The 23,039-nt window shown below is 71.4% G+C and carries 20 protein-coding genes; 15 read left to right on the forward strand and 5 right to left on the reverse strand.

What is annotated here, in order from left to right:
* Positions 1–104: 104 nt before the first annotated feature.
* From MRBLWS13_RS17485 to MRBLWS13_RS17500, 4 genes are all read left to right on the forward strand, one after another.
* A complete protein-coding gene (locus MRBLWS13_RS17485; protein WP_349426593.1) occupies positions 105–3,173 on the forward strand; it encodes a hypothetical protein in 3,069 nt (1,022 codons plus the stop codon).
* A gap of 91 nt (positions 3,174–3,264) precedes the next feature.
* Positions 3,265–3,783, forward strand: a complete 519-nt coding sequence (locus MRBLWS13_RS17490; RefSeq protein ID WP_349426594.1) for a hypothetical protein — start codon at positions 3,265–3,267, stop codon at positions 3,781–3,783.
* A 162-nt stretch (positions 3,784–3,945) separates the two neighbouring features.
* Entirely contained in the window at positions 3,946–4,407 is a 462-nt protein-coding gene (locus MRBLWS13_RS17495; RefSeq protein WP_349426595.1) for a MarR family transcriptional regulator, read from the forward strand.
* A gap of 19 nt (positions 4,408–4,426) precedes the next feature.
* Positions 4,427–4,915 carry a glutathione peroxidase gene (locus MRBLWS13_RS17500; RefSeq protein WP_349426596.1) on the forward strand — a complete coding sequence of 163 codons (489 nt, stop codon included), beginning with the start codon at positions 4,427–4,429 and terminating at the stop codon, positions 4,913–4,915.
* A gap of 92 nt (positions 4,916–5,007) precedes the next feature.
* Here MRBLWS13_RS17500 and MRBLWS13_RS17505 read toward each other — a convergent pair whose 3' ends face one another.
* Both MRBLWS13_RS17505 and MRBLWS13_RS17510 read right to left on the reverse strand, forming a co-directional pair.
* Positions 5,008–5,493: a hypothetical protein gene (locus MRBLWS13_RS17505; protein WP_349426597.1), complete on the reverse strand. Its 486-nt coding sequence runs from the start codon at positions 5,491–5,493 to the stop codon at positions 5,008–5,010.
* 8 nt (positions 5,494–5,501) lie between these two features.
* A complete protein-coding gene (locus tag MRBLWS13_RS17510) occupies positions 5,502–7,046 on the reverse strand; it encodes a PspC domain-containing protein (protein WP_349426598.1) in 1,545 nt (514 codons plus the stop codon).
* A 114-nt stretch (positions 7,047–7,160) separates the two neighbouring features.
* Here MRBLWS13_RS17510 and MRBLWS13_RS17515 point away from each other — a divergent pair, with 114 nt between their 5' ends.
* The 4 genes from MRBLWS13_RS17515 (at position 7,161) to MRBLWS13_RS17530 (ending at position 12,722) form a co-directional block, all read left to right on the forward strand.
* Entirely contained in the window at positions 7,161–8,525 is a 1,365-nt protein-coding gene (locus tag MRBLWS13_RS17515) for a PspC domain-containing protein (RefSeq protein ID WP_349426599.1), read from the forward strand.
* Positions 8,518–9,201 carry a response regulator transcription factor gene (locus MRBLWS13_RS17520; protein WP_349426600.1) on the forward strand — a complete coding sequence of 228 codons (684 nt, stop codon included), beginning with the start codon at positions 8,518–8,520 and terminating at the stop codon, positions 9,199–9,201. Before MRBLWS13_RS17515 ends, MRBLWS13_RS17520 begins: the two co-directional genes overlap by 8 nt.
* Positions 9,202–9,285: 84 nt before the next feature.
* Positions 9,286–10,167: a CHAD domain-containing protein gene (locus tag MRBLWS13_RS17525; protein ID WP_349426601.1), complete on the forward strand. Its 882-nt coding sequence runs from the start codon at positions 9,286–9,288 to the stop codon at positions 10,165–10,167.
* Positions 10,168–10,250: 83 nt separating this feature from the next.
* Positions 10,251–12,722, forward strand: a complete 2,472-nt coding sequence (locus MRBLWS13_RS17530; protein WP_349426602.1) for a UvrD-helicase domain-containing protein — start codon at positions 10,251–10,253, stop codon at positions 12,720–12,722.
* 244 nt (positions 12,723–12,966) lie between these two features.
* Here the strand turns inward: MRBLWS13_RS17530 and MRBLWS13_RS17535 are convergent, their stop codons facing one another.
* Entirely contained in the window at positions 12,967–13,587 is a 621-nt protein-coding gene (locus MRBLWS13_RS17535) for a MerR family transcriptional regulator (protein WP_349426603.1), read from the reverse strand.
* Positions 13,588–13,664: 77 nt separating this feature from the next.
* Here MRBLWS13_RS17535 and MRBLWS13_RS17540 point away from each other — a divergent pair, with 77 nt between their 5' ends.
* The 7 genes from MRBLWS13_RS17540 to MRBLWS13_RS17570 all read left to right on the forward strand — a co-directional run bounded on the left by MRBLWS13_RS17540 (position 13,665) and on the right by MRBLWS13_RS17570 (position 18,944).
* Positions 13,665–14,081, forward strand: a complete 417-nt coding sequence (locus MRBLWS13_RS17540) for a hypothetical protein (RefSeq protein WP_349426604.1) — start codon at positions 13,665–13,667, stop codon at positions 14,079–14,081.
* 53 nt (positions 14,082–14,134) lie between these two features.
* Positions 14,135–15,220 (forward strand): SseB family protein, encoded by a 1,086-nt coding sequence (locus MRBLWS13_RS17545; RefSeq protein WP_349426605.1) that lies wholly within the window; start codon positions 14,135–14,137, stop codon positions 15,218–15,220.
* A 106-nt stretch (positions 15,221–15,326) separates the two neighbouring features.
* Positions 15,327–15,713, forward strand: a complete 387-nt coding sequence (locus MRBLWS13_RS17550) for a metalloregulator ArsR/SmtB family transcription factor (protein WP_349426606.1) — start codon at positions 15,327–15,329, stop codon at positions 15,711–15,713.
* Positions 15,710–16,186 (forward strand): SRPBCC family protein, encoded by a 477-nt coding sequence (locus MRBLWS13_RS17555; RefSeq protein ID WP_349426607.1) that lies wholly within the window; start codon positions 15,710–15,712, stop codon positions 16,184–16,186. The genes MRBLWS13_RS17550 and MRBLWS13_RS17555 overlap by 4 nt, the downstream gene beginning before the upstream one ends.
* Before the next feature lie 3 nt (positions 16,187–16,189).
* Positions 16,190–16,801, forward strand: a complete 612-nt coding sequence (locus MRBLWS13_RS17560; RefSeq protein WP_349426608.1) for a dihydrofolate reductase family protein — start codon at positions 16,190–16,192, stop codon at positions 16,799–16,801.
* Positions 16,802–16,834: 33 nt separating this feature from the next.
* Positions 16,835–17,875 carry a non-homologous end-joining DNA ligase gene (ligD, locus tag MRBLWS13_RS17565; protein ID WP_349426609.1) on the forward strand — a complete coding sequence of 347 codons (1,041 nt, stop codon included), beginning with the start codon at positions 16,835–16,837 and terminating at the stop codon, positions 17,873–17,875.
* A 19-nt stretch (positions 17,876–17,894) separates the two neighbouring features.
* Complete coding sequence (locus MRBLWS13_RS17570) at positions 17,895–18,944, forward strand: GNAT family N-acetyltransferase (RefSeq protein WP_349426610.1); 1,050 nt, start codon at positions 17,895–17,897, stop codon at positions 18,942–18,944.
* A gap of 27 nt (positions 18,945–18,971) precedes the next feature.
* On the opposite strand, the gene MRBLWS13_RS17575 is transcribed toward MRBLWS13_RS17570, so the two are convergent.
* Entirely contained in the window at positions 18,972–20,018 is a 1,047-nt protein-coding gene (locus tag MRBLWS13_RS17575) for an ATP-dependent DNA ligase (protein WP_349426611.1), read from the reverse strand.
* Between the two features lie 80 nt (positions 20,019–20,098).
* The gene (locus MRBLWS13_RS17580; RefSeq protein ID WP_349426612.1) at positions 20,099–23,026 is read right to left on the reverse strand and encodes an AAA family ATPase; all 2,928 of its coding nucleotides are present in this window, start codon (positions 23,024–23,026) and stop codon (positions 20,099–20,101) included.
* Positions 23,027–23,039 lie beyond the last annotated feature (13 nt).

Here is a 23,039-nt window from a genome sequence, read left to right on the forward strand (position 1 = left end):
GACCGGGTGAGGCCTGCGGTCGTCGAGTGGGGGGCTCACAACAGGTGTACAACGTCCTCGGGCGACGGTCAGAGGCGCGGCGAGCGCACACCTAGGATCAGAGGATGACGACGGCGCGACGGCGAGGCATCCTCGCTGCCGTCACGGCCATCGTGCTCCTCGCGATCGGTGGGGGAGTCGCGTTCGTGGTCGGCGATGCGCTCGGCATCCGCACCGAGCCGGCCGCGCAGATGCAGCCCGAAGCGCCGGTGGTCGCGGCTGCGACAGATGCCGTGGCCCCGCCCGAGTTCGCCGCGTTCGACGTGCCCGATATCGAGCGCGTCGCGGTGGCGATCGACGAGCTGCGGGACGCCGTCGCGGATGCCTCCGAGCGTGACGGCACGGCCTCCCTCACCGTCGAGATGCTCGGCGCCGATGGCGGCGACGCGGCCGACGGCTACACGCTGGACGGTGACGCCGCGGCGCTGCGCATCAGCGCCGCCACCGAGGCCGGCGCGACACGGGCGATCTACGACCTGGCCGCCCAGGCGCGCGCCGCGCAGCCGCTCACCGACCTGCTGGGTGAGCACCCGGCATCCCGCCTTCCGCTGCGGATGAGCGACCTCGGAGCCGTCGGAGTGATCCCCGACCCGGCCGAGTGGGAGAATGGCGACGACTACTCGCACGCGTCGAAGGCGTTCGCCGCCGTCGTGCGGCCCGAGTCGCCGTACATCGACCAGACGGCGCTCGCCGCGGCGTACGAGGACTTCGACGGCTTCCTGCGCCACTCGCTCGCCAACGGCATCAACGCCGTCGCCTTCCCCGGATTCGTCGAGTTCGTCACGTTCGACGACGTGCCGGGCGGCGCCGTCTACGCGGAGGGCGACGACCACCGCGACAAGGCCCTGGCTCTCCGGGCGGCGTTCGCACCGTTCTGGGAGCGCGCCGACGAGCTCGGCGTGAAGGTGTTCCTGCGCACCGACATGCTCGCCCTCACCGGACCGCTCGAGCGCTACCTCATCGACCGGTTCGGCTCGCTCGACACCGAGGACCCCGAGTTCTGGGAGGTCTACGCCGCCGGCCTGGACGAGCTGTACGAGGCCGTTCCGGCACTCGACGGCATGCTGATCCGCATCGGCGAGGCGGGCCCCGTCTACGACGTCGGCGGCTGGGACTACTACTCCGCGCTCGAAGTGACCACGGTCGACGCCGTGCGGACGATGCTCGGGACCTTCACGGCGCAGGCCGAGGCATCCGATCGCGAAGTCATCTTCCGCACGTGGAGCGTGGGGGTCGGCGCCGTCGGCGACATGCACACGAACGACGCGTCGTACGAGGCCGTGCTCGATGGCATCGACTCGCCCGCGCTCATCGTGTCGACGAAGTACACGCTCGGCGACTTCTACACCTGGCTGCCGCTGAACCACACGCTCGAGCAGGGTGATCAGCGGCGCATCGTAGAGTTCCAGAGCCGTCGCGAGTTCGAGAACTTCGGCGCCTTCCCCAACGACCTCGGCGCGCAGTATCAAGAGGCGCTGCAGCAGCTGCTCGCCGCGAACGACCGTATCGAGGGCATCTGGGTGTGGACGCAGGACGGCGGTCCCTGGCGCGCCGGGCCCATGTCGCTCTACCTCAAATCGGGCTTCTGGCAGTTGTACGAACTGAACACGCAGCTGGCCGCCGCCCTCGCGCAGGACCCCGAGACCGATGTCGCCGAGGTGACCGCCAACTGGGCGCGGCAGTGGTTCTCGGACGATCCCGCGACCGTGCAGGCCATCGCCGAGGCCATGACCCTCTCGCGCGACGCCATCGCCCAGGGGATGTACATCCAGCAGTTCGCCGACAAGCGCGTGTTCGCGATCGGGCTCGAGCCGCCGCCCATGATGTGGATCTTCGAGTGGGACATCCTCACCGGCGACTCCGCCGTGCTGGACGTGCTCTACGCGATCGTGCGCGACAGCGGGCAGTCGGGTGCGGACGCCGTTTCCGGTGCCTCGAGCGCAGGTATCGATGCGGCGATCGCCGACGGCGCGCAGGCGGTCGCCGCCGTCGAGAAGATGCGCGATCTCGTGACGGGAACGGATGCCGCGGCCTGGCACTCCGCCGAGATGCGCGACGCCTTCGTGGGCACCGTCGACTACGAGCTCGACACCCTGCGGCTCCTCGAGGCGTACCGGGCGATGATCCTGCACCAGGGTCAGTGGCACGACACGCTCTCGCCCGAGTCGTACGCCGAGTGGGATGCCGATCGCGCCGCCTACGAGACGCTCGCCGCCACGCATCTCGAGCGCTACGAGGGCGATCTCGACTACCCCGCGTTCAACCTCACGGCGGCGCAACTGGGCGTGGACCGGGCCGAGCGCGACCTCACGATGGCGTGGCTCGCACGCGGCCTGCTGCTGCTCGCGATCGCGTGGGTCGTGATCGGTATGCTCGCCGCGCGCACCCGACTGGTCGCCCGGCCCGGTGCCGCCGCCGCCCGCGCGACCTGGATCGCCTCCACCCGTCCGTGGCGGGCGCGGGAGTCGACGCTCGGCATGCTCGAGCTCGACCGCTGGCTGCTGCTGATCGTGCCTGCCGCGCTGCTCGTCGCCACGCGGGCGGTGCAGACGTCGTTCCTGTCGTGGACGCATCTGGTGGTCACCATCGGCGCATGGGCGGTGTTCGCCATCGTCGTGCGGCTGTTCGTCTGGCAGCGGTCGCCGTGGCCGGTCATCGCCGCGGTCGGCGGCGTCGTGATGCTGCGCTGCATCCTCGCCCTGTTCGCCCTGTCGTTCACGGGGCCTGGCGGCTACTGGTTCGCGTTCTGGACCGACCCGGTGCTGCGCACCGTGTACATCACGGTGGCTTTCGCGCTCTTCGTCTGGGTGTTCGTCGCCGCCGGGTGGGCGCTCGCCGCGCAGGTGCGCGCACGCCGCGCCACCGGGTACGTGCTGGCCGCCGTCGGCGCCGGGCTGCTCGTGCCGTCCGCCGCCGTCGGCGTGATCGGTCTCGAGTCGGCTCTCACGCTGTGGAACGACGAGATGGGCCTGCTGCCATGGGGCCTCGCGCGGATCCTCGGCATCACGACCTACCTCGAGATCCCGGATGCCGCTCCCTGGGCAGCGGCCGGGTTCGCGGCCGTGCTGCTCGTCGTGGGGGTCGTGCTGGCGCTGCCCTGGCGACGTGGGCGAGCGCTCTCCACCCCCTCCTGAAGGAGGGGTGCGCCGCCGGCCGGTCTCGAGCACCCGTTTCGGAGGAGTATTTTTGAAGGATCCCCCGAAACGATTCGAAGAGGTATTCGTCATGCGCTCACGAAGCACAGCACTCCTGTCCATCGCCGCCGTTTCCGGCCTGCTCCTCGCCGGTTGCGCGTCGACCGCCGAGCCCGAGGCCACCCCCACGTCGGCCGCGTCGTCTGTCGTCGAGTCGTCGGTCACCGAGCCGGCGGCCGCCAACGAGCGCGTCGGCGCGGACGGCAACGAGCTCGAGGTGTGGAGCAGCATCGTTCCCGACGAGAGCGCTGCCGCCGTCCTGGACGAGCCGGAAGCCGGCAACCAGTGGGTGACCGTCAACGTCGCCCAGTGGGTCACCGATGAGAGTCTCTCGGACGTCGACGTCGCGCCCGTCCTGCGCTCGACCGAGGACGAGTCCTTCTCGGCCGACGCCGTGTCGCAGCGTTCGGTCGACGTGCCGATGACGCCGGAGAAGTCCTACACGTTCGTGTGGAGCTTCCAGGTGCCCCAGGCGCTCGTCGACGCCGAGACCCTCGTGCTCTGCGTCGGCTCGGGTGACGAGGGCTGCAGCAGCCTGGTCGCCGAGTGATCCCACGGCGCTGACCGCCCGCGGCGGCGCCGGATCCACCGCGTTCGCGCCGTGTGCCTTCGGGTGCACGGCGCGAACGCGTTTCTGCGGGGCCCTGCATGCGGCGCGACTCGTCGAGACGAATATCTTGTATGCCAATAGTTTGTATGCAAAGCTTTCGCCATGACGACGACCGCCACCCCGCTCGAATCGTCGGTGTGCTTCGCGCTGTACACGTCGATGCAGGCGACCCTGCAGCTCTACCGCGACCTGCTGGAGCCGTGGGGCCTGACGTACCAGCAGCTCATGGTGCTCGCGGTCGTGTGGGAGCGCGACGAGGTGTCGCCGGGCGAGCTCGCCGAGGCGCTCTGCCTCGACGCGAGCAGCGTCTCGGGCCTCGTCGGCCGGCTCGAGCGCATGGGCCACCTCCAGCGCGAGCACCGATCCACCGACCGCCGCTCGGTGCGGATCACCGCCACCGCGCACGCGCTCGCAGTGCGCGGCGAGCTGGGCCACATCGAGCGCTGCGTCGCAGAGGCCATGCAGGTCACGCCCGCAGCGGCCGAATCCGTCATCGGCACGCTGCGGTCGCTGCGCACCTCGATGCGCGGCTACGACGCGCGCGCGGCATCCATCGCCTCATGAACGGCAAGGAAGGAAACGCATGACCCTCGAAGAGATCCCCGTCACCACGATCCACGGTGAGAGCACCACCTTCGGCGAGCTCACCGATGGGCGACTCGCCCTCGTCGTGAACGTCGCGTCGCGGTGCGGACTGTCGCCGCAATACGAGCAGCTCGAGGCGCTGCAGAAGGAGTATGCCGACCGCGGATTCACGGTGATCGGCTTTCCGAGCAATCAGTTCCTGCAGGAGCTCTCGACCGAAGAGGCGGTCGCGGAGTACTGCTCGACGACGTGGGGAGTCACCTTCCCGATGGCCGAGAAGGTGCGGGTCAACGGCCGCAACGCCCACCCGCTCTACCAGGAGCTGACCGCAACGCCCGACGTCGACGGCAAGAAGGGCCGCATCACGTGGAACTTCGAGAAGTTCCTGGTCAGCCCGTCCGGTGAGGTGAAGCGGTTCGCGCCGCAGACGAAGCCCGACGCTCCCGAGGTCGTCGACGCGATCGAGGCCTGGCTGCCGGGGGAGTAACCTCCCCGGCGCTCCGACAGGTCAACCGGCCTTCTACAGGAGGTTGGGCCGATCCATTCTCCTGTGGAAGCGCGGTTGACCTGTCGAAGGGGTCAGAGCAGACCGGCAGCCGATGCGGCGGTACGCCGCTGTTCGATGCCGCGCTGCGCCCGGCGCGCGATGCCCACGACACCCGTGATGAGGGCGAACACGCCCAGCACGAGTACGGCGACGGCGATCGCGGTCGCGGGGCTGAGTGACACCAGCCACGACGCGAGAGCGGCCTGACGGGCGGGGTCGGTGAGGAACCACACCGCGCCGGCGGCGATCGCGGCGAGGACGAGGCCCCACACGATGCCCGCCCACCGGACCCGCGGACGGGAGAGGACGACGGATGCCGCGGCCTCAGGCCGGTCGGATGCCGCCGTCGCAGGCTCCCACGCGGGCGGCAGGCTGCTGCCCGTGAACGCCGGCGGGAGCACGGTCGGGGCCGCAGCCGCAGCCGCAGCCGGCGCCTCCGGCGCGGGCGGGACGAGGTCGGCGACCGGGGCGGAAGTGTCGGCGCCGGGTACGGCATCCGGAATCTCAGGAGTGCTCATGGCGGGGCTCATTTCTCGTAGACGGTGACCTCGACCGAGCCGCTGCGCTGGTCGAGCGTGATGTGCTGGGTCGTGACGGCGTCGGTGGCGGAATCTTCGCTGCGGACACTCCAGCTGAGGCTCCCGTCGCGGCCGGGCTCGACCGTGCCGGACTCGATGTCGCCGCCGTCGCCTGCCGGCAGGCGGCTGCACTCCAGCGCGCCGTTGCCGAGGGTGGCGTCGAGCTCGAGCGCCGTGCCGGGGTACACCTCGATGTAGGTGTACCCGTAGCCCTTGGTCACGACGACGTCGCCGGCGCGGACGTCTGCGCTGCGCGACAGCGGCGAGACCGAGAGCGTCGTGCTGCCGAACGGCTGGACCACCGCCTGGTCATAGCTCGCCGTGCCGAGATTCACGCTGCCGACCGCCAGACGGTCGGGACCGGATGCCGCCGCCACCGACGCGCCGATCACCAGCAGCACGATGGTCACGGCGGTCAGGAAGCCGCTGCGGCGGCGGACAAGACCTGCGACGACCATGGCGAGGGCCGTGACCAAGGCCGCGGTGAACACGCCGATGGCTCCGGCGAAAGGAGTGGCGGCGGCGGCGAGGACGGCGAGGGCGCCGGCGACGAGCGCGGCCCCGAGGGCGGTGAGCACGAAGGCGAAGCTCGTGCGCGGTCGCGTGGCCTGGCGGATGCGGCGACGCTCCTCGGCTTCGCGGGCGAACGCCGTTCCCGCGCTCTCGCGTTCGCGGCGCGCCTGCTCGCGGGCCGCGCGGGCCGCGTCCTGCTGGCTGCGCTGCCACGTGTGGTGCTCGGTGCGCCACGCCTCCTGCCGGGCGCGCCAATCGGCGACCTGCGGGTCGGCGGTGTCCGTGGCTCCGGTCGTGGACTCGGCCGGCGCCCGACCGGCCGAGTCCAGGACGCCCGCAGCAGCTGCCGCGAGGGGAGAGGTCGCGTCGTCACCCGACTTAGACGCGACGGTCGGGGCGGGTTGCGCGGAAGCCGTCTGCGCACCCGTCCACGGGGAGCGGTCGGTGCGGGCCGACCGGACGATGAAGTAGGTGGCGAGCCCGATGAAGGCCAGCGCGATGATGACGCCGAAGCCGCCGAGGGGCGTTCCGACGTCCCAGATCGATGAGGGATACCCGCCCCCGAACGCCGCCCACACGGGCCACAGCAGCAGGTTCCGCAGCCACGGCACCACCGGGATGAAGCCGACGGCGGCGAGGATGAAGATGCCGGTCATGGCCGGGTCGTAGCGGCCGTGGAACAGCTCGCGGAGGTGGATGCGGCCCTCCGTGTCGGGAAGCAGCGCCCAGGCGATCGCATAGACCAGCAGCGCCGGGAACCCGAGCAGCGCCACGACGACGAAGATGCCTCGCACGATGAGGGGGTCGATCCGCAGACGGGCCGCCAGGCCGCCGCACACACCGCCCAGCCACGCGTCTCCGCGCACGATGCCGAGGCCTCGCACCCACGCGAAGAACCGGTCGGAGCCCGTCTGCACGCCGGGAGGTGCGGTCGGCGGTGGTCCCGGATCGGCGGGGGGAGCGGAGGTGGTGTCGGTCATGCTTCCACCCTGGCGGCGACGTGACGGTGCCCGCTATGGGGTGATCCCCTGACCCTTCCCTGACCCTGGTGCCCCGGTGTGGTCGGGGGCGGCGGGCGATGATTGGATGGCGGCATGCCCTCGAACGAGACTGTCGCCGCCCCCGCGGCGCACGCGGCGTTCGAGCGCCCCGCTCTCCGGCGTCCCCGGGATTGCGTGGTCTCGGGCGTCTCCGCCGGACTTGCCCGGCACCTCGGCTGGCCCGTCTGGGTGGTGCGCACCGCCTTCCTGGCGCTCGCGCCCGTATCGGGCGCCGGCGTGCTGCTCTATGCGTGGCTGTGGCTCTTCATGCCGTGGGACGACGTCGTGCCCAGGGCGGGCGGCAGCGCCGACGCGCGCTCGCGCGGTGCTGCGGAGAAGGATCGCCCCGGTGCACCCGCGCCGCGGGATCCCGCGCTCGAGGACCACGACCACGGCCCCCAGGTGCCGACGCGCCGTGCGCCGGTTGCGTGGATCCTGACGGCCGCGTCCATCGTCGCCACGCTGGCGACCGTCGCGGCCATCGCCGTGTTCGCCGGGAACGGCGTCGTCGAGGCGTCGTTCCCCGGGTGGATCGGCGGCGTCTTCGTCGCGACGGTGCTGGCAGTCGCGGCAGGCTCTTGGGCGACGCTGGTCGATCGGCGCGACCCGGCACGCGGTCCCCGGCACGAGAACGTCGTCCGCGCCGCGGTGACGGTGGTGCTGATCGTGCTGCTGCTCGCGCAGCTCTCGACGCTCCAGCAGGTCGGCGTGGCAGGCTTCGTCTACGCACTGATGCCCCTCGTGGGGATCGTGCTCGTGTACTCCTCGATGCTCGTGGACAAATGGCGCGAGCTGTCAGGCGAGCGGGTGCGCCGCATCCGCGAGGAGCAGCGCGCCGAGATGGCCGCTCACCTGCACGACTCGGTGCTGCAGACACTCGCCCTCATCCAGAACCGCGCGGGCGCCTCGAGCGAGGTCGCCCGCCTCGCCCGCGCGCAGGAGCGCGAACTGCGCGCGTGGCTCTACGACGGCGACGCTCCCGCCGACAGCGACCTCGCCACCGATCTGCGCGACTACGCCGCCGCGCTCGAGCTCGACTATCCCGTGCGGATCGACGTCGTCTCGGCGGGACTGCCGGCCGAGCGTGCGAGCGGCGAAGTCGCGGCGGCATCCCGCGAGGCGATCCTCAACGCCGCCCGCCACGCCGGTGGCGACGTGTCGGTCTACATCGAGGGCAACGAGAACGCCGTGGACGTGTACGTCCGGGACCGCGGCCCCGGTTTCGACCTGGCCGACGTGCCGGACGACCGGCTCGGTGTCCGTCAATCCATCCTCGGCCGGATGCGGCGCGCCGGCGGATCCGCGACCGTGCGCCGCGGGGTGGGGGGAGGCACCGAGGTGCACCTGCGGTTCGTCACTGCTCCGCCGGCCTATGCGGCGGGCGGCGGCGCGGCGGGAACGGAGGGCGTACATGGCTGAGGCGCCGGTGCGAGTCGTGATCGTGGACGACCATTCCATCTTCCGGTCGGGCCTGCGCGCCGACCTCGACGGCTCGATCGAGGTCGTCGGGGAGGCGGGGGATGCCGCATCCGCCGTGACGGTGATCGAGGCGACGCGGCCCGACGTCGTGCTGCTGGACGTGCACCTGCCGTCGGGCCAGGGCGCGACGGCATCCGGACCAGACGCGGCGGGCGGCGAAGCCGTGATCCGTGCGGCCGGCCGGGCGGTGCCGACGACGCGCTTCCTGGCGCTGAGCGTGTCGGATGCCGCGGAGGACGTGGTGCGGGTGATCCGCGCGGGCGCCCGCGGCTACATCACGAAGGGGTCGTCGGGGGCGGAGGTCAGCCGCGCCGTCCACGCCATCGCCGAAGGTGACGCGGTCTTCTCCCCGCGCCTCGCGGGCTTCGTGCTCGACGCCTTCGGCGCCGCTGTCGGCGAGACCGCCGCGACCAGTGACGAGCTCGATCGCCTGTCGGCGCGCGAGCAGGAGGTCATGCGGCTGATAGCCCGCGGGTACGCCTACAAAGAGGTCGCGGCCGAGCTGTTCATCTCGATGAAGACGGTCGAATCGCACGTGTCGGCGGTGCTGCGCAAGCTGCAGCTGTCGTCGCGGTACGAGCTGACGGCGTGGGCATCGGAGAGACGTCTGCTCTGAGCCCTTGCCGCGGAGTTCCGGGCGTCCGCGGCCGTCGTCGACGAAGGGATCGCGCGAGGTGTGCGGCATCCCTAGGCTCGGGACATGCAGAGGTCGCGGAGGAGCCCGACGCTCGGCGAGGTGCTCGGCGAGATCGTGCGCCGCGCCGCGGACGAGGTCGAGGCGACCCTGCCGGCCGCGCTCGCCGACGAGCCCGACGGTGTGCATCAGCATCGGGTGCGGGTACGGCGTCTGCGCAGTGTGCTCGGAGGCTTCCGCGACGCGCTCGACGCCCGCGCTGCCGAGCGCGTGCGGGTGGCATACGCGGAGTGGGGGCGTGAGCTCGGCGTCGTGCGCGACATCGAGGTGCGCGCCGAAGTCGCGGGCGAGATGCTGGAGCGGGCGGGGATCGACGATCCGGACGTGCAACGGCGGCTCGTCGGCACCGAGCAGGAGGCGTACTCGGTGGCTCAACAGCGGCTGGTGGAGCTGGCAGGCTCACCGCGCGCCGAGGAACGTCGGCGACTGCTGCGCGAGTTCGTCGATGCGGCGAATCCCGTCGACCCCGATCGCGATGCTGCCGAGGTGCTCGCTGCGGCGGTCGCAAGACAGGCACGTCGTGTGGAGAAGGCCAAGTCCCGCCTCGACGGCACGGATGCGAGCTACCACGCCCTTCGCAAGGCCGCGCGACGCCTGCGGTATGTGGCGGAATCCGCAAGGGACGCCGCTCCCGGCGTGCTCACGAAGGAGATGGACGCACTCGTCGAGGCCGGCGACACCATCCACGATGCGCTCGGCGCGCACCGGGACGCCACGCTGCTCGCGCAGCGTGTGGATCATGAGGCCGCCCTCGCCGGGCGTGCGGGGGAGCTGTCGCACGCGTACGACAGGATCGCCCAGGTGGCCCGGGACGAGGCGGGGGAACGCCTGGGCGAGGTCCCGCACGCGATGCGGTTGCTGAAGGCCGCGGCATCCCGTCTGTCGTGAGCAACGACGCGGCGGCGTCCGCGACCGCGAGGTCGGCAGTGGGCCCGACCGGTGTCGGCCGGGCGACCTAGACTTGGTGGGACATGACCGATGCCACTCCCACCGCGCCCGTTGCGGGGACCATTCGTCCGATCGTTCTCGACGGAGGCGCTGCGCCGCGCGTCGGCGCCCGTTCCGATGAAGACCTGCTCGACGGACTCAACCCGCAGCAGCGCGAAGCCGTCACCTACCGGGGGCAGGCGCTGCTCATCGTGGCCGGTGCCGGCTCGGGCAAGACCAGCGTGCTCACGCGGCGCATCGCCTCGCTGCTGCGCAACCGCGAGGCGTGGCCCAGCCAGATCCTCGCGATCACCTTCACGAACAAGGCCGCCGGCGAGATGCGCGAGCGTGTCGAGCACCTGGTCGGCGATTCGGCGCGCGGCATGTGGATCTCGACGTTCCACTCGGCATGCGTGCGCATCCTGCGCCGTGAGGCCGAGCAGTTCGGGTTCACGAAGTCTTTCACGATCTACGACTCGGGCGACTCCCGTGCGCTGATCAAGCGGCTCGTCAAAGAGCACGAGGCCGACGCGTTCGGGCTCACTCCCGCGGCCACGCAGTCGAAGATCTCGAAGCTGAAGAACGAGCTGGCGGATGCCGAGTCCTACGCCCGCACCGCGAACATGAGCGATCCTGCCGAGCGGGTCTTCGTCGAGCTGTTCGCGGCCTACCAGCGCGAGCTGCAGCGGGCGAATGCGTTCGACTTCGACGACCTCATCGCGCAGACGGTGTTCCTGTTCCGCGCCTTCCCGCAGGTGGCGGACGTGTATCGCCGGCGGTTCCGGCACGTGCTCGTCGACGAGTACCAAGACACCAACCACGCGCAGTACGCGCTGATCCACGAGCTGACCCGCCCGCCCGGATCGGATGCCGCACCGCTCGCCGGCTCCGGCGGGATGATGATCTTCGAGGCCGAGCCGGCCGCCGAGGACGGCGCGTCGCTCACCGTCGTCGGCGACTCCGACCAGTCGATCTACGCGTTCCGCGGCGCCGACATCCGCAACATCAGCGAGTTCGAGAAGGACTACCCGGGCGCCAAGGTCGTGCTGCTCGAGCAGAACTACCGCTCGACCCAGAACATCCTCTCGGCCGCGAACGCGGTGATCAGCCACAACTTCGACCGCAAGGACAAGCGCCTGTGGACCGACGTCGGCGAGGGCGAGAAGATCATCGGTTTCACCGGCTACTCGCAGCACGACGAGGCGCAGTTCGTCGCCGACGAGATCGAGGCGCTGCGGCGGGCAGGCGTGGATTACTCGCAGATGGCGGTGTTCTACCGCACGAACTCGCAGTCCCGTGCGCTGGAGGAGATCTTCATCCGCTCCGCCCTGCCGTACAAGATCATGGGCGGCACGAAGTTCTACGAGCGCGCCGAGATCAAGGACGCGCTCGCGTACCTCGTGGCGGTCGCGAATCCCGCCGACGAGATGGCGATGCGCCGCATCATCAACCGGCCGCGACGCGGCATCGGCGATGTGACCATCGAGACCATCTCGCGTTATGCCGTCGATCAGCAGATCACGTTCCGTGACGCGCTGGCGAACTCGTCCGCGCTCGGGGTCGGACCCAAGATCCAGGCGGCGATCGCGCACCTCGACGCGGTCCTGGCCGAGGCGACCGAGATCATGCTGCCCGCGTCGGGCGAGCTCGCGCCGCCGACCGCCGTCGCCGACGGTCTGCAGCTGCTCCTGAACAAGAGCGGCTACTACGACGCGCTGCGTGCCAGTAAGGACGCGCAGGACGAGGCCCGCATCGAGAACCTCGACGAGATGGTCGCCGTGGCGCGCGAGTTCGCGCGCAACAACCCTGAGGGCACGCTCCTCGACTTCCTCACCGAGGTGGCGCTGGTGTCGGATGCCGACGACCTCGAAGACGCGTCGGGCTCGGTGTCGCTGATGACCCTGCACACCGCCAAGGGCCTCGAGTACGACGCGGTGTTCGTCACCGGCGTCGAGGAGGACCTCATCCCGCACCGCATCTCGGCGGGGGAGCCGGGTGGGCCGCAGGAGGAACGGCGCCTCTTCTACGTCGGCATCACCCGCGCCCGTCAGCGCCTCTACCTCTCGCTCGCGATGACCCGCGCGCAGTTCGGCGAGGTCACGGTCGCGATGCCCAGCCGCTTCCTGCAGGAGATCCCGCTCGAGCTGCTGCACTGGCGTCAGTCGCCGGGCGATGTCAACTCCCGCGGCGGCACGCAGTCGCGCGCGCTCAACGCGCGCCGCGGCGGCTTCGGCGGGTCCGGCTCCGGCAAGCGGTACGGCGACGACCTCGTGCCGCTCGCGCGCCGCGAGCCGACCGGCAACCTCGAGCGCTTCGCGAACAAGATCCCGTCCAAGGTGCGCGACAACGGCGATCTCGAGCTGGCGCCGGGCGACCGCATCCGTCACGACGACTTCGGCGAGGGCCGAGTGGATGCCGTCACCGGCGAGGGCGCGAAGCGGGTGGCGCATGTGCGCTTCGACTCGGCGGGGCCGAAGAAGCTGCTGATCAAGATCGCACCGATCTCGAAGCTCTGACCGTCTCGCTTCGCTCGCTCACCGACCGGTACTTCTCTCTCGGTCGTTGAGCGAGCGAGGAACGAGCGAGACGAAACGCGCGCACCCGGCGCACACGGGTGGCTCGACGCGTCGCGACGCGCTTCACTCGCTCAGCGACCGGTACTTCTCTCTCGGTCGTTGAGCGAGCGAGGAACGAGCGAGACGAAACGCGCGCACCCGGCGCACACGGGTGGCTCGACGCGTCGCGACGCGCTTCACTCGCTCAGCGAACCGGGTCGTGCGCGGTTCGTTCCGCGAGCAGGTGGTGGTGGGCGAGGCGGCGCAGCGCGAGCATGACCGGCTCGTACATCGCCGTCCCCAGCACGGCATACGTCACGGCTTGTGAGGGTGACATGCCGCCCAGCGGCGCGACCTCTTCGGCGGCGACCTGGCGCATCGCGCCGCCGTAGCGGCCGAGGACGGCGGGAGAGGCATCCAGCCCCGCCGCATCCAGCGCGCGCAGCGCCTCGTCGAGCTGGGCCACCGCGGTGAAGTCCGGGTCGTAGGTGAGACCGAGGGCCGCGATCGCCTCCCGGGCGCGCGGGTAGTCGTCCCGGCCGCCGTCGACGTAGGGCGGGAGCGCGCCGACCGCGCGTCCGAGGGTCTCCATCGGGTCGTCGAGCGGGGAGTCGACCAGGTCGAGCACTTCGCGCACCCGCACCAGGGGCAGGCCGCGCACATCGGCGAGCGCCGCGATGAGTCGCAGGCGGGCGAGGTGCTCCTCGCCGTACTCGGCGCGCGTCGCCGACACGCTCTCCCCGCGAGGCAGCATGCCTTCGCGGATGTAGAACTTCACGGTCGCGACGGGGACCCCGCTCCGTTCCGACAGCTCCGAGATCTTCATCGCGGCCCTCCTGGGTCTTGTGCTGGATACTATAGCTATCCAATACTGGAGAGCATAACTATCCAACGGAGGTCACGATGGACCCGATCCTCACGATCGTCGCCGGCGCGACGATCCTCACCGTCATCGGCATCATGTCGGGAGGCGCCTTCCTGCTCCGGATCGCCTCACGCGGTCTGCCGTTCAACGGTTTGCAGAAGACGTTCTTCCGCGCCGGTCACGCCCACGCCGGCGTGCTCGTGCTGCTCGGGCTGGTGAGCCTGCTGCTCACCTCGGCCGCCGGCGCGGCGCTCGCCTGGCAGTGGGCGTCGGTCGGGGTGCTGGCCAGCGCGATCCTGATCCCGGGAGGGTTCTTCCTGTCGGTCCTTGGGCAGGACCCGCAGCGGCCGGGGCGCGCGATCGCACTCCTGTGGGCGGGAGTCGTCGTGCTCGCGGCATCCCTTCTCGCGGTCGGCATCGGCGTGATCGTCGCGGGGGTCTCCGCGCTGGGCTGAGCCTGCCCTGGGAACCGGGCACCGGTCTCGCGGCGGCGGGTTAGGCTCGCACAATGGCCTTGTTCTCGCGCCGTCCGAAGAAGCCCGCCGAGCAGTCGACGCCCTCGCCCGAGCCGTCGCCGGCCGATGCGGCGGCGGTCGACGGCGCCGATGTGAGCACGCCCGCAGCGGACGCGGACACGGATGCCGCGGCGAACGTGTCGATCTCGGTCTCATCGTTCGGCGGTCTCGGCGCGAGCCCCGCTGCCCCGCAGCCCGCCGCACCCCGGGAGCCGGCCGAGAGCGACCAGCCGATGCCGTCCGGCCCGCGTCCGCGGCTCGGCACCCGCGGGTGGATGCGGACCGCGCCGGAGCAGACCGAGACCGTGCCCGGTCTTCGCGACAACGTCCTGCTGCGCGCCGCTCTCGGACGCGTCGGCGATGCGCCGGCCTCGCAGGCGCTGCTGGATGTCGCGCGGCAGCTGCTGCAGGGGCACGTCTTCCTCCGGGTCAAGGGAGACGCGCGCACGCTTCTCGCCGAGGGCAAGGGACTGCCGCTCGCGGTCGCGAACTCGGGCGAGCGCACCTTCGCGCTCGTGTTCTCGAGCGGCGCCGCGCTGCAGGCGAGCCTCAAGGCCGATGGCGACACCGACACGTCGGCCATGGGTCAGCCGGTGCTGACGGTGCTGCGGCACGTCTTCGCGAGCTCGTACGACGGGATCATCATCGACCCCGCCTCGTCGCCGTCGCGCGCCGTGCTGCCGAAGGAGCTGCTGCAGCGCGCCGTCGATCAGGCCGACCCGCAGCTCACCGTCAAGACGCTGCTCGCCGCCGAGCGCACGCCGGAGGTCGGCGGCAAGGTGGCGGAGGCTCTCACGCGCGTGCCGCTGTGGGTCGCTGTCGGCACGGCGGAAGGCGGAGTGCCGGGCCTCGCCGAGGGCCGCGACGCCGACGGCGCGCGGTACCTCGAGGTCTACTCGCACCCGCTCGAGGTCGCCGTCATGGGCCGCGGCGACAACGCCGCGCCGATCACCTCCGCCCAACTCTCGCGGGCGCTGCGCGGTGACGCAGCCATCACCGGCGTCGTCGTGGACCCCGCGGGTCCGTGGATCCGCCTCACCCGCGATGACCTCGCCCCGGTGCTCGCCCTGACCGACTGACGGCGGGGCGCTTTCGACCAGTCCCTAATGCGATCCAGGGGTTGACATGCGCGCGTCCGCGCGTACCCTATTCAACATAGACGTTGATAAAGGGATGAGTTGATCAATGGATGATCACGAGCTCGATCGGGCGTTCGTCGCACTGGGAGACCCCGTGCGCCGGGCGATGATCGCACGCCTGAGCCGGGGCCCTGCCACGGTGGGCGAGCTGGCCGAGCCGTTCCCGATCACCATGCAGGCCGTCTCGCGCCACATCAAGGTGCTCGAAGACGCGCGCCTCGTCACCAGGTCTCGGGATGCGCAGCGCCGCCCGGTGCATCTCGAGGCGGCCGCCCTGGAGCAGCTCACGGCATGGATCGACCGCTACCGGCTCGACGCCGAGCGCGCCTACCGGCGGCTCGACGCGGTGCTGGCCGCCGCGAGCACCGTCCCCGCGTCACCCCCCTCACGAACCCCTCGCACGACCGATACGAAGAAGGAGAAGGAATCATGAGCAACCCGCTCATCATCGAAGCCGTTCCCGGCACCTCGTACGCCGACATCACGCGCGAATTCGACGCGCCGGTCGAGGCCCTGTTCCGTGCCCACGCCGATCCGGAGCTGTTCCGGCAGTGGATCGGGCCGGGCGAGGAGCGCACCGAGATCTCGCACTGGGACTTCCGCACCGGCGGCGGCTACCGCTTCGTCCAGCGCGACGGCAACGGCGAGTACGCCTTCCGCGGGGTGTTCCACACCATCCGCGAGAACGAGCTGATCATCCAGACGTTCGAGTACGAGGGCTGGCCCGACGAGGTCAGCATCGACGCCATCCGCTTCGAGGCGCTCGAGGGCGGCCGCTCGCGGATCGTCGACCACAGCGTGTTCTCGAGCGTCGAGGCGCTCGAGGCCATGCAGTCCGAGGGCATGGAGCGCGGCATGCGTGAAGGCTACGAGAAGCTCGACGAGCTGCTGGCCGGGGAGAGCTGAGCCATGGGAAAGGTCGTCTGCTCCGCCTCCATGTCGCTCGACGGCTTCGTCGCGCACGAGGACAACGACCCCGGGCGCCTGTTCGACTGGTACGAAGCCGGAGACGTCGAGGTCGTCACCGCGAGCGAACCCTCGGCGTTCCACCTCACCCCGACGAGCGCTGACTACTGGCGTGAGTGGGTCGGTCAGATCGGCTGTCTCGTCGTCGGACGGCTGCTGTTCAACATCACCGACGGCTGGAAGGGGGAGCATCCGCTCGGCGTGCCGTTCGTCGTGCTGACGCACGCGGCGCCGACGGACTGGGCCCACGCCCACACCGGCAACGCCCACTTCGTGACCGATGGCATCGAGGCCGCGATCGCCCGGGCGCAGGAGATCGCCGGGGACCGCACGGTTGCGCTCGCGGCCGGAACCATCGCCGGTCAAGCGCTGGGTGCCGGACTGGTCGACGAGGTCGCCGTCGACCTCGTGCCCGTCGTCCTCGGCAGCGGCCACCGCTACTTCGCCGACGTCGACCCGGCCGCCGTGCGGCTCGGCGACCCCACGACGATCATCCCGAGCACGCGCGTCACGCACCTGGTGTTCCCCGTCGAGAAGAGCCCCGCCGCAGGGTGACGGATGTCGCCGCCCACGCCTAGGGTGAGACCCATGGCGTCGGAGCGCATCACCCTCACCGTGCCCGGTCCGGACGGCGATCGCGAGGTGGGGATCTCTAATCCCCGCCGCGTGATCTGGCCCGAGCTGGGAATCACCAAGCAGGAGCTGGCCGAGTACCTGATCGCCGTGAGCGGCCCGTTCCTCGCAGCGAACGGCGACCGGCCGGTGTCGCTCGAGCGCTTCCCCGAGGGGGTCGACGGCGAGCGGTTCTACTCCAAGAACCCGCCGAAGGGCGCGCCCGCCTTCGTCGAAGCCCAGACGGTCACCTACAACAGCGGGCGCCGGCATCCGCAGATCATCCTCACCGAGATCGCCGCGGCGGTGTGGGCCGTCCAGATGAACACCATCGTGTTCCACCCCTGGGCGTCGCTGACGGCGAACACCGACAACCCCGTCGAGCTGCGGATCGACCTCGATCCGCAGCCGGGCACGGATTTCGCGAATGCCGCCGCCGTCGCACCCGCACTGCGCGACGTGCTCGCCGAAGCGGGTCTCACGGCGTTCCTCAAGACGAGCGGCAACCGCGGCATCCACGTGTTCTGTCCGATCGAGCCCGAGTGGGAGTTCCTCGACGTGCGGCACGCCGTCATCGCCGCCGGGCGCGAGCTGGAGCGGCGTCTCCCCGACAGGGTGACGATGAACTGGTGGAAGGAAGAGCGCGGCGAGCGTATCTTCATCGACTTCAACCAGGCGAACCGCGACCGGACGATGGCGGGTGCCTACAGCCCGCGGGCGCTGCCCGCCGCCACCGTGTCGACGCCGCTCACGTGGGACGAGCTCGAGGCAGGCGTCGACCCGACCGCGTTCACGGTGCGGACCGTGCCGCAGCGCCTCGCCGAGGTCGGCGACCCGTGGGCGGACCTGCTGGCGAAGCCCGGACGCATCGACACGCTGCTCGAGTGGTGGCAACGCGATCTCGACAACGGACTGGGCGAGCTGCCCTTTCCGCCGGACTTCCCGAAGATGCCGGGTGAGCCGCCGCGCGTTCAGCCGAGCCGCATCAACCCCGAGAACTGGCCGAAGGATGAGTGAGGGCCTCACCGATCCTCGCGTGCTTCCCACTGCTCGCCGGCGGGATCCGCAGCGTGCCGGCGCGGGCGGGCGCCGGGCCGCCGGCGCTGCGGGTCTGGTCGACCGCGTCACGGCGCGCCTCCTCGAGACGCGATGGCTGATGCGGATGCCGATCCCGCTGTACCGCGCGGGACTCGGGTGGATCTTGGGTGAGCGCCTGGTCATGATCGAGCACCTCGGACGCGTGTCGCACGAGCCGCGCTTCGTCGTAGTGGAGGTCGTCGAACGGAAGCGGAACGCCATCCGTGTGGCCTCGGGCTTCGGCGAGCACGCCCAGTGGTATCGCAACCTCCGGGCGAACGGCGTCGCCTATCTCAGCACCGGACGCGCCCGTCGGGTACGGGCGCAGGTGCGCCTGCTCGACCGTGCGGACTCCGAGACGGTGCTGCGCCGGTACGCGGCCGCGCACCCCGAGGCGTGGCAGCACCTGCACGGGGCGATGGACTACGCGGCGGGCGGCGACGCCCACATCCCCGTGGTGGAGTTCGCGCCGCCGACCGGGCCGCCGCCGACCGGGCGGGTCGCTGAGGTGCTTCCCCGAGCTACGGCGAGACTCCGCTTCCGTCAGATGACGCCGGCGGACCTCGACGCGATGTCGGGTCTGTTGGGTGATCCCGACGTCATGCGGTTCTACCCCGCGCCGAAGACCCGCGAACAAGCGGCGGCGTGGATCGCATGGAACCAGCGGAACTATGCCGAACACGGCTACGGGCTCTGGATCATCGAGACGCATGCGGGCGACTTCGTCGGAGACTGCGGCCTGACGTGGCAGGAGGTCAACGGAGTCAGGAAGCTCGAGGTGGGTTACCACGTCACCGCGACCTGGCAACGTACCGGGTGCGCGACCGAGGCGGCGACGGCGTGTCGCGACTTCGCACGCGAACACGTCGGCGCGCGGGAACTCGTCGCCATCATCCACCCGGACAATCGCGCCTCCGAGCGTGTGGCCGAGAAGATCGGGATGCACCGGGTCGAAGACCACCTCGCCGCAAGCGGTTCACGCCGGATCGTCCTGAGCATGACCCTTTGACAAGACGTCCTCCGGGCCATCGTCGGCTCAGACCAGGACGTCGGCCAGATCGTAGGCGGCGATGACCTCGAGCTGCTCGTAGGTGCAGGAGCGAGGGTCGCGGTCGGGGCGCCAGCGCTCGAACTGCACCGTGTGGCGGAAGCGCCACCCCTCGAGCTGGTCGTAGCGCACTTCGAGCACGCGCTCGGGGCGCAGTCGCACGAACGACGAGTCGGCGCGGCCGGCCTGGAAGCGCGACTTCTCACCCTCGCCGCGCAGTGCCTCGCCGTCGGCATCGCGCTCGACCAGCGGAGCCAGTTCGTCGATGAGCTCGAGGCGGCGCGCGTTGCTCCAGGCGGCGACGCCGCCGACGGGATAGAGCGTGCCGTCTTCGCCGTAGAGGCCGACCAGGAGTGAACCGACGCCCTCTCCGGACTTGTGGATCCGGTAGCCGAGGGCGACGACGTCGGCCGTGCGCGCGTGCTTGATCTTGAACATCGTGCGCTTGCCCGGTGCGTACGGCTGGTCGAGGGGCTTGGCGACGACGCCGTCGAGCCCTGCCCCCTCGAACTCGGCGAGCCAGCGCCGCGCGAGGTCGGGGTCGTCGGTCGTGCGTGTGATGTGGACCGGATCGGGCACATCGCGCAGCAACTCTACGAGGGTCTCGCGTCGGGTCGCGAACGGCTCGCTCTGCAGATCGCGGTCGCCGACGGCGAGCAGGTCGAACGCGATGAACATCGCCGGCGTCTGCTCGGCGAGCATGTTGACGCGGGATGCCGCCGGGTGGATGCGCTGCGACAGCGACTCCCAGTCGAGCCGGCGCCGACCGTCGCGGTCGACCGGCACGACGATCTCGCCGTCCAGCAGACACGGCTCGGGAAGAACCCGGGCGAACGCCTCGACGAGCTCGGGGAAGTACCGCGTCAGCGGCTTCGCCCCGCGCGAGCCGATCTCGACGTTCTCCCCGTCCCATGAGATCAGGGCGCGGAATCCGTCCCACTTGGGCTCGTAACTCAGGCCGCCCGGCACCTTCGCCGCATCGGGGACGTCGGGCACGGACTTCGCGAGCATCGGCGCGGGGATCTCGTACGGCATGCGCACCATCCTGCCGTGGTCCGCCGACACCCGACAGTGCACGAGGGAGGACGGATGCCGCAGCGCGGCGCCTGCCCGGATCAGATGGCAGCGGAGGTCGACGTCGACGCCGAAGCCGCGTACAGGGCGGCGGCCTCGGCGCGGTTCGCCGCGCCGATCTTCGCGAGGATCGCGGAGACGTGCACGGACGCCGTCTTGGGGCTGATGAACAGCCGCTGGCCGATCTGCGGATTGGTGAGGCCCTCGGCGATGAGCTCGAGCACCTGAAGCTCACGCGGTGTGAGGGACGCGACGATCCCCTCGCCCGCGTCGGCGGCGGTCGTGCCGGGGATCAGCCGGGCCTGCGTCGCGAGCTCGGTCGCCCAGCGCGCCGCGCGCGCGACACCCAGCGGAGGCGCCTCGGCCGTGATCGCGGCCAGCAGGTCCGCGGCGTCGTCGCGCTCACCGGCGTCGATCAACGCCCAGGCCAGGCGGCAGCGCGCCGTCTGCAGGTGCCACGTCGGCATGCCGCCGGGGGTCAGCTCGTCCACGATGGCGCGCCACGCCGTCACGCGATCGTCGGCCGGGGCGCCGTCGCCGTCCGCGAGCACGGCGCGGACGAATCTCGACACGCGCCCCGCGAGCTCGTTGTCGGGCCAGCCGTCGAGGGCTCGTTCGATGCGCGCCCGAACTCCGGGGTCGCCTGGGCGGCCGGGGGAGTGCGTCAGCAGCGCCGCCGTCAGCACGGCATAGCGGCGCACAGTGCTGCGGCTGCCCTCCGGATCCTCGGCGGCGGCCAGCACGGCCGTGGCGGCATCCGTCCCCTGCCGGGCGTGAAGGGTCAGCGCCGCGTCTGCCCGCTCGACCGCCCACCAGACCGCCTTGTCGGGGGACAGGCGCTGCGACTCCTCGATGCGGCCGCGCTCGGTCGCGAGCAGGTCGTCGCGTTCGCGCGGGCGGTCGTCCCACACCAGGTGAGAGGAGAGCAAGCGCAGCGTGGAGGCCGCATCGGCCCGGCTCATCAGCCGTCGCGCGCGTCGCGCGTAATGGAGCGCAGTCTCGGGTTCTCCGGTGGCGAAGAGGGCGAACGCGACCGATTGGGCGATCGCCGCTCCCGAGCCCCGCTCGATGCCGGCGCGGACGACCTCTTCGTAGTGCTGTGTTCCGACGACGACGGCCTCGTGGAGGCGCCCGGCTGTCACCAGCATGTGGGTGAGCGCGCTGCCCACGTAGGCGCGCATCGGCGGGTCCAGCCGCAGAGCGACGGCCCGCTCCAGCGGCGCCAGTGCCGCCGAATCCTGGTCCTCGTCGCCGGCGAGCCGCCACGCCTCCACGGTCAGCGCGACCGCCAGGGCGGGATCGTCGCCCGTCTCCTCCGCGAGGGCGATGGCGCGCGCGGCGTGCTCTGCGGCGTCCGTGCCGTGCTCGTCGATCGCCATGTTGGTGAGCACGCGCGACAGCAGCACCCGGGCGCGGCGGTCGTCGACGCCCTCCAGCAGCCCGACGGCCTCGTCGAGGTCGGCGGGGCGGCCGGTGTGCTCGAGGTTGAAGGTCTGGACGTACCGCTGCCGCAGCAGCGCCGCGCGCATGAGCGGATCGTCGGGGCAGACCGCGAGGCCCTCGTTGGCGGACCGCAGGGAGCGCTCGGAATCGCCGAGGTCGTGCCACGCCTGCGCGGCGTCGAGGTGCAATGCGGGCAGGGTCGTGCCGGCGCGTGTCTCGGCATCCGGCACTTGACCCCAGAGCTCCGCGAGGCGCTCGGTCAGCTTCGCCGATGTGGCGGGCGAGAACCGCGACCGCGATTGGCGGAGCGCGGCCACCGTCGCGTCGAACGCGGCCGGAAGGTCGCGGGCGGCGAGCCAGTGCTCGGCGACGGCGGACGCGTCGTCGGGCGAGTCACCGCGATGGTCGCTCAGATGCTCGGCGTAGCGGCGGTGCACGCGCACGCGCTCGCTCGGCAGCATCTCGGCCTCGACCGCCTCGCGCGTCAGGGCGTGACGGAACGCGTAGCCGGCGCCGTCGGCGGTGATGACGCGGGTGTCGATCGCCTCGCGCACTGCGGCATCGAGCGCGCGCTCGTCGAGCGCCGTCACCGCCGAGAGCACGTCGTCGTCGACGTGAACGCCGCCTGCGGCCATCGTGCGCACCACCTGCTGCGCGTCGTCGCCGAGGCGGGCGTATCGGGCGAGGACGAGTTCCCGGAGCGTGTCGGGGAGGGCGCGGTCGCCGAGGTCGACCAGCTCTTCGACGAGGAACGGGATGCCGCCGCTGCGCTCCGCGAGGGCTTCCACGACGCGCGGATCCAGGCCGCCTGCCAGCTGGGCGACCTGCTCGGCCACCTCGTCCGGCGTGAGCGGAGCGACCTCGACGCGCACGACGGAGCGGGTGCGGTCGAGCTCGGCGAGCACCGGGCGCAGCGGGTGGAAGCGGTCGATGTCGTCGGAGCGATACGTCGCGACGATGGTGAGGCGCCGGCCGCGGAGCGTGCTGGCCAGGGTCTTCAGCAGCGCCATGGTCGCGGCATCCGCCCATTGCAGGTCTTCGAGCACCACGACGACATGCCGGCGCCGCGAGAGCTGCTCGAGGAGCACCTCGATCGCCTCGGCGAACTCGCCCGCGGGCTCGTCGGATTCGGCGGGCTCGTCGGCGATGCCGGGAACGAGCGCGGCGAGGCTCGCGATCGCCGCTGCGGACCCGGCTGCGTCGCGCAGGGCGTCCGTGCCGACGGCGGCGTGCAGGTCGCGCAGCACGCGACGGATGGGGCCGAACGGGGCGCCGATCGGCCCGAGGTCGACGCACTGGCCGAAGGCGACGACGGGGGCTTCATCCGGTGCCGTCCGCGCCCCCAGCGGATCCGCCGTGACGAGGGCGAGGAACTCCTGGACCAGCCGCGTCTTGCCGACCCCCGCCTCGCCGCGCACCACGACGGTGCGCGGAGTGCCGCCGACGCCCGCGTCGAACGCCTCGAGCAGCGCGGCCAGCTCGGTCTGCCGGCCGACCATGCGCGGGCTCGAGTGGAGTGCGGGCATGCTCATATGGTGG

This window comes from Microbacterium sp. LWS13-1.2 (genome assembly GCF_040144835.1).
Lineage (GTDB): Bacteria > Actinomycetota > Actinomycetes > Actinomycetales > Microbacteriaceae > Microbacterium.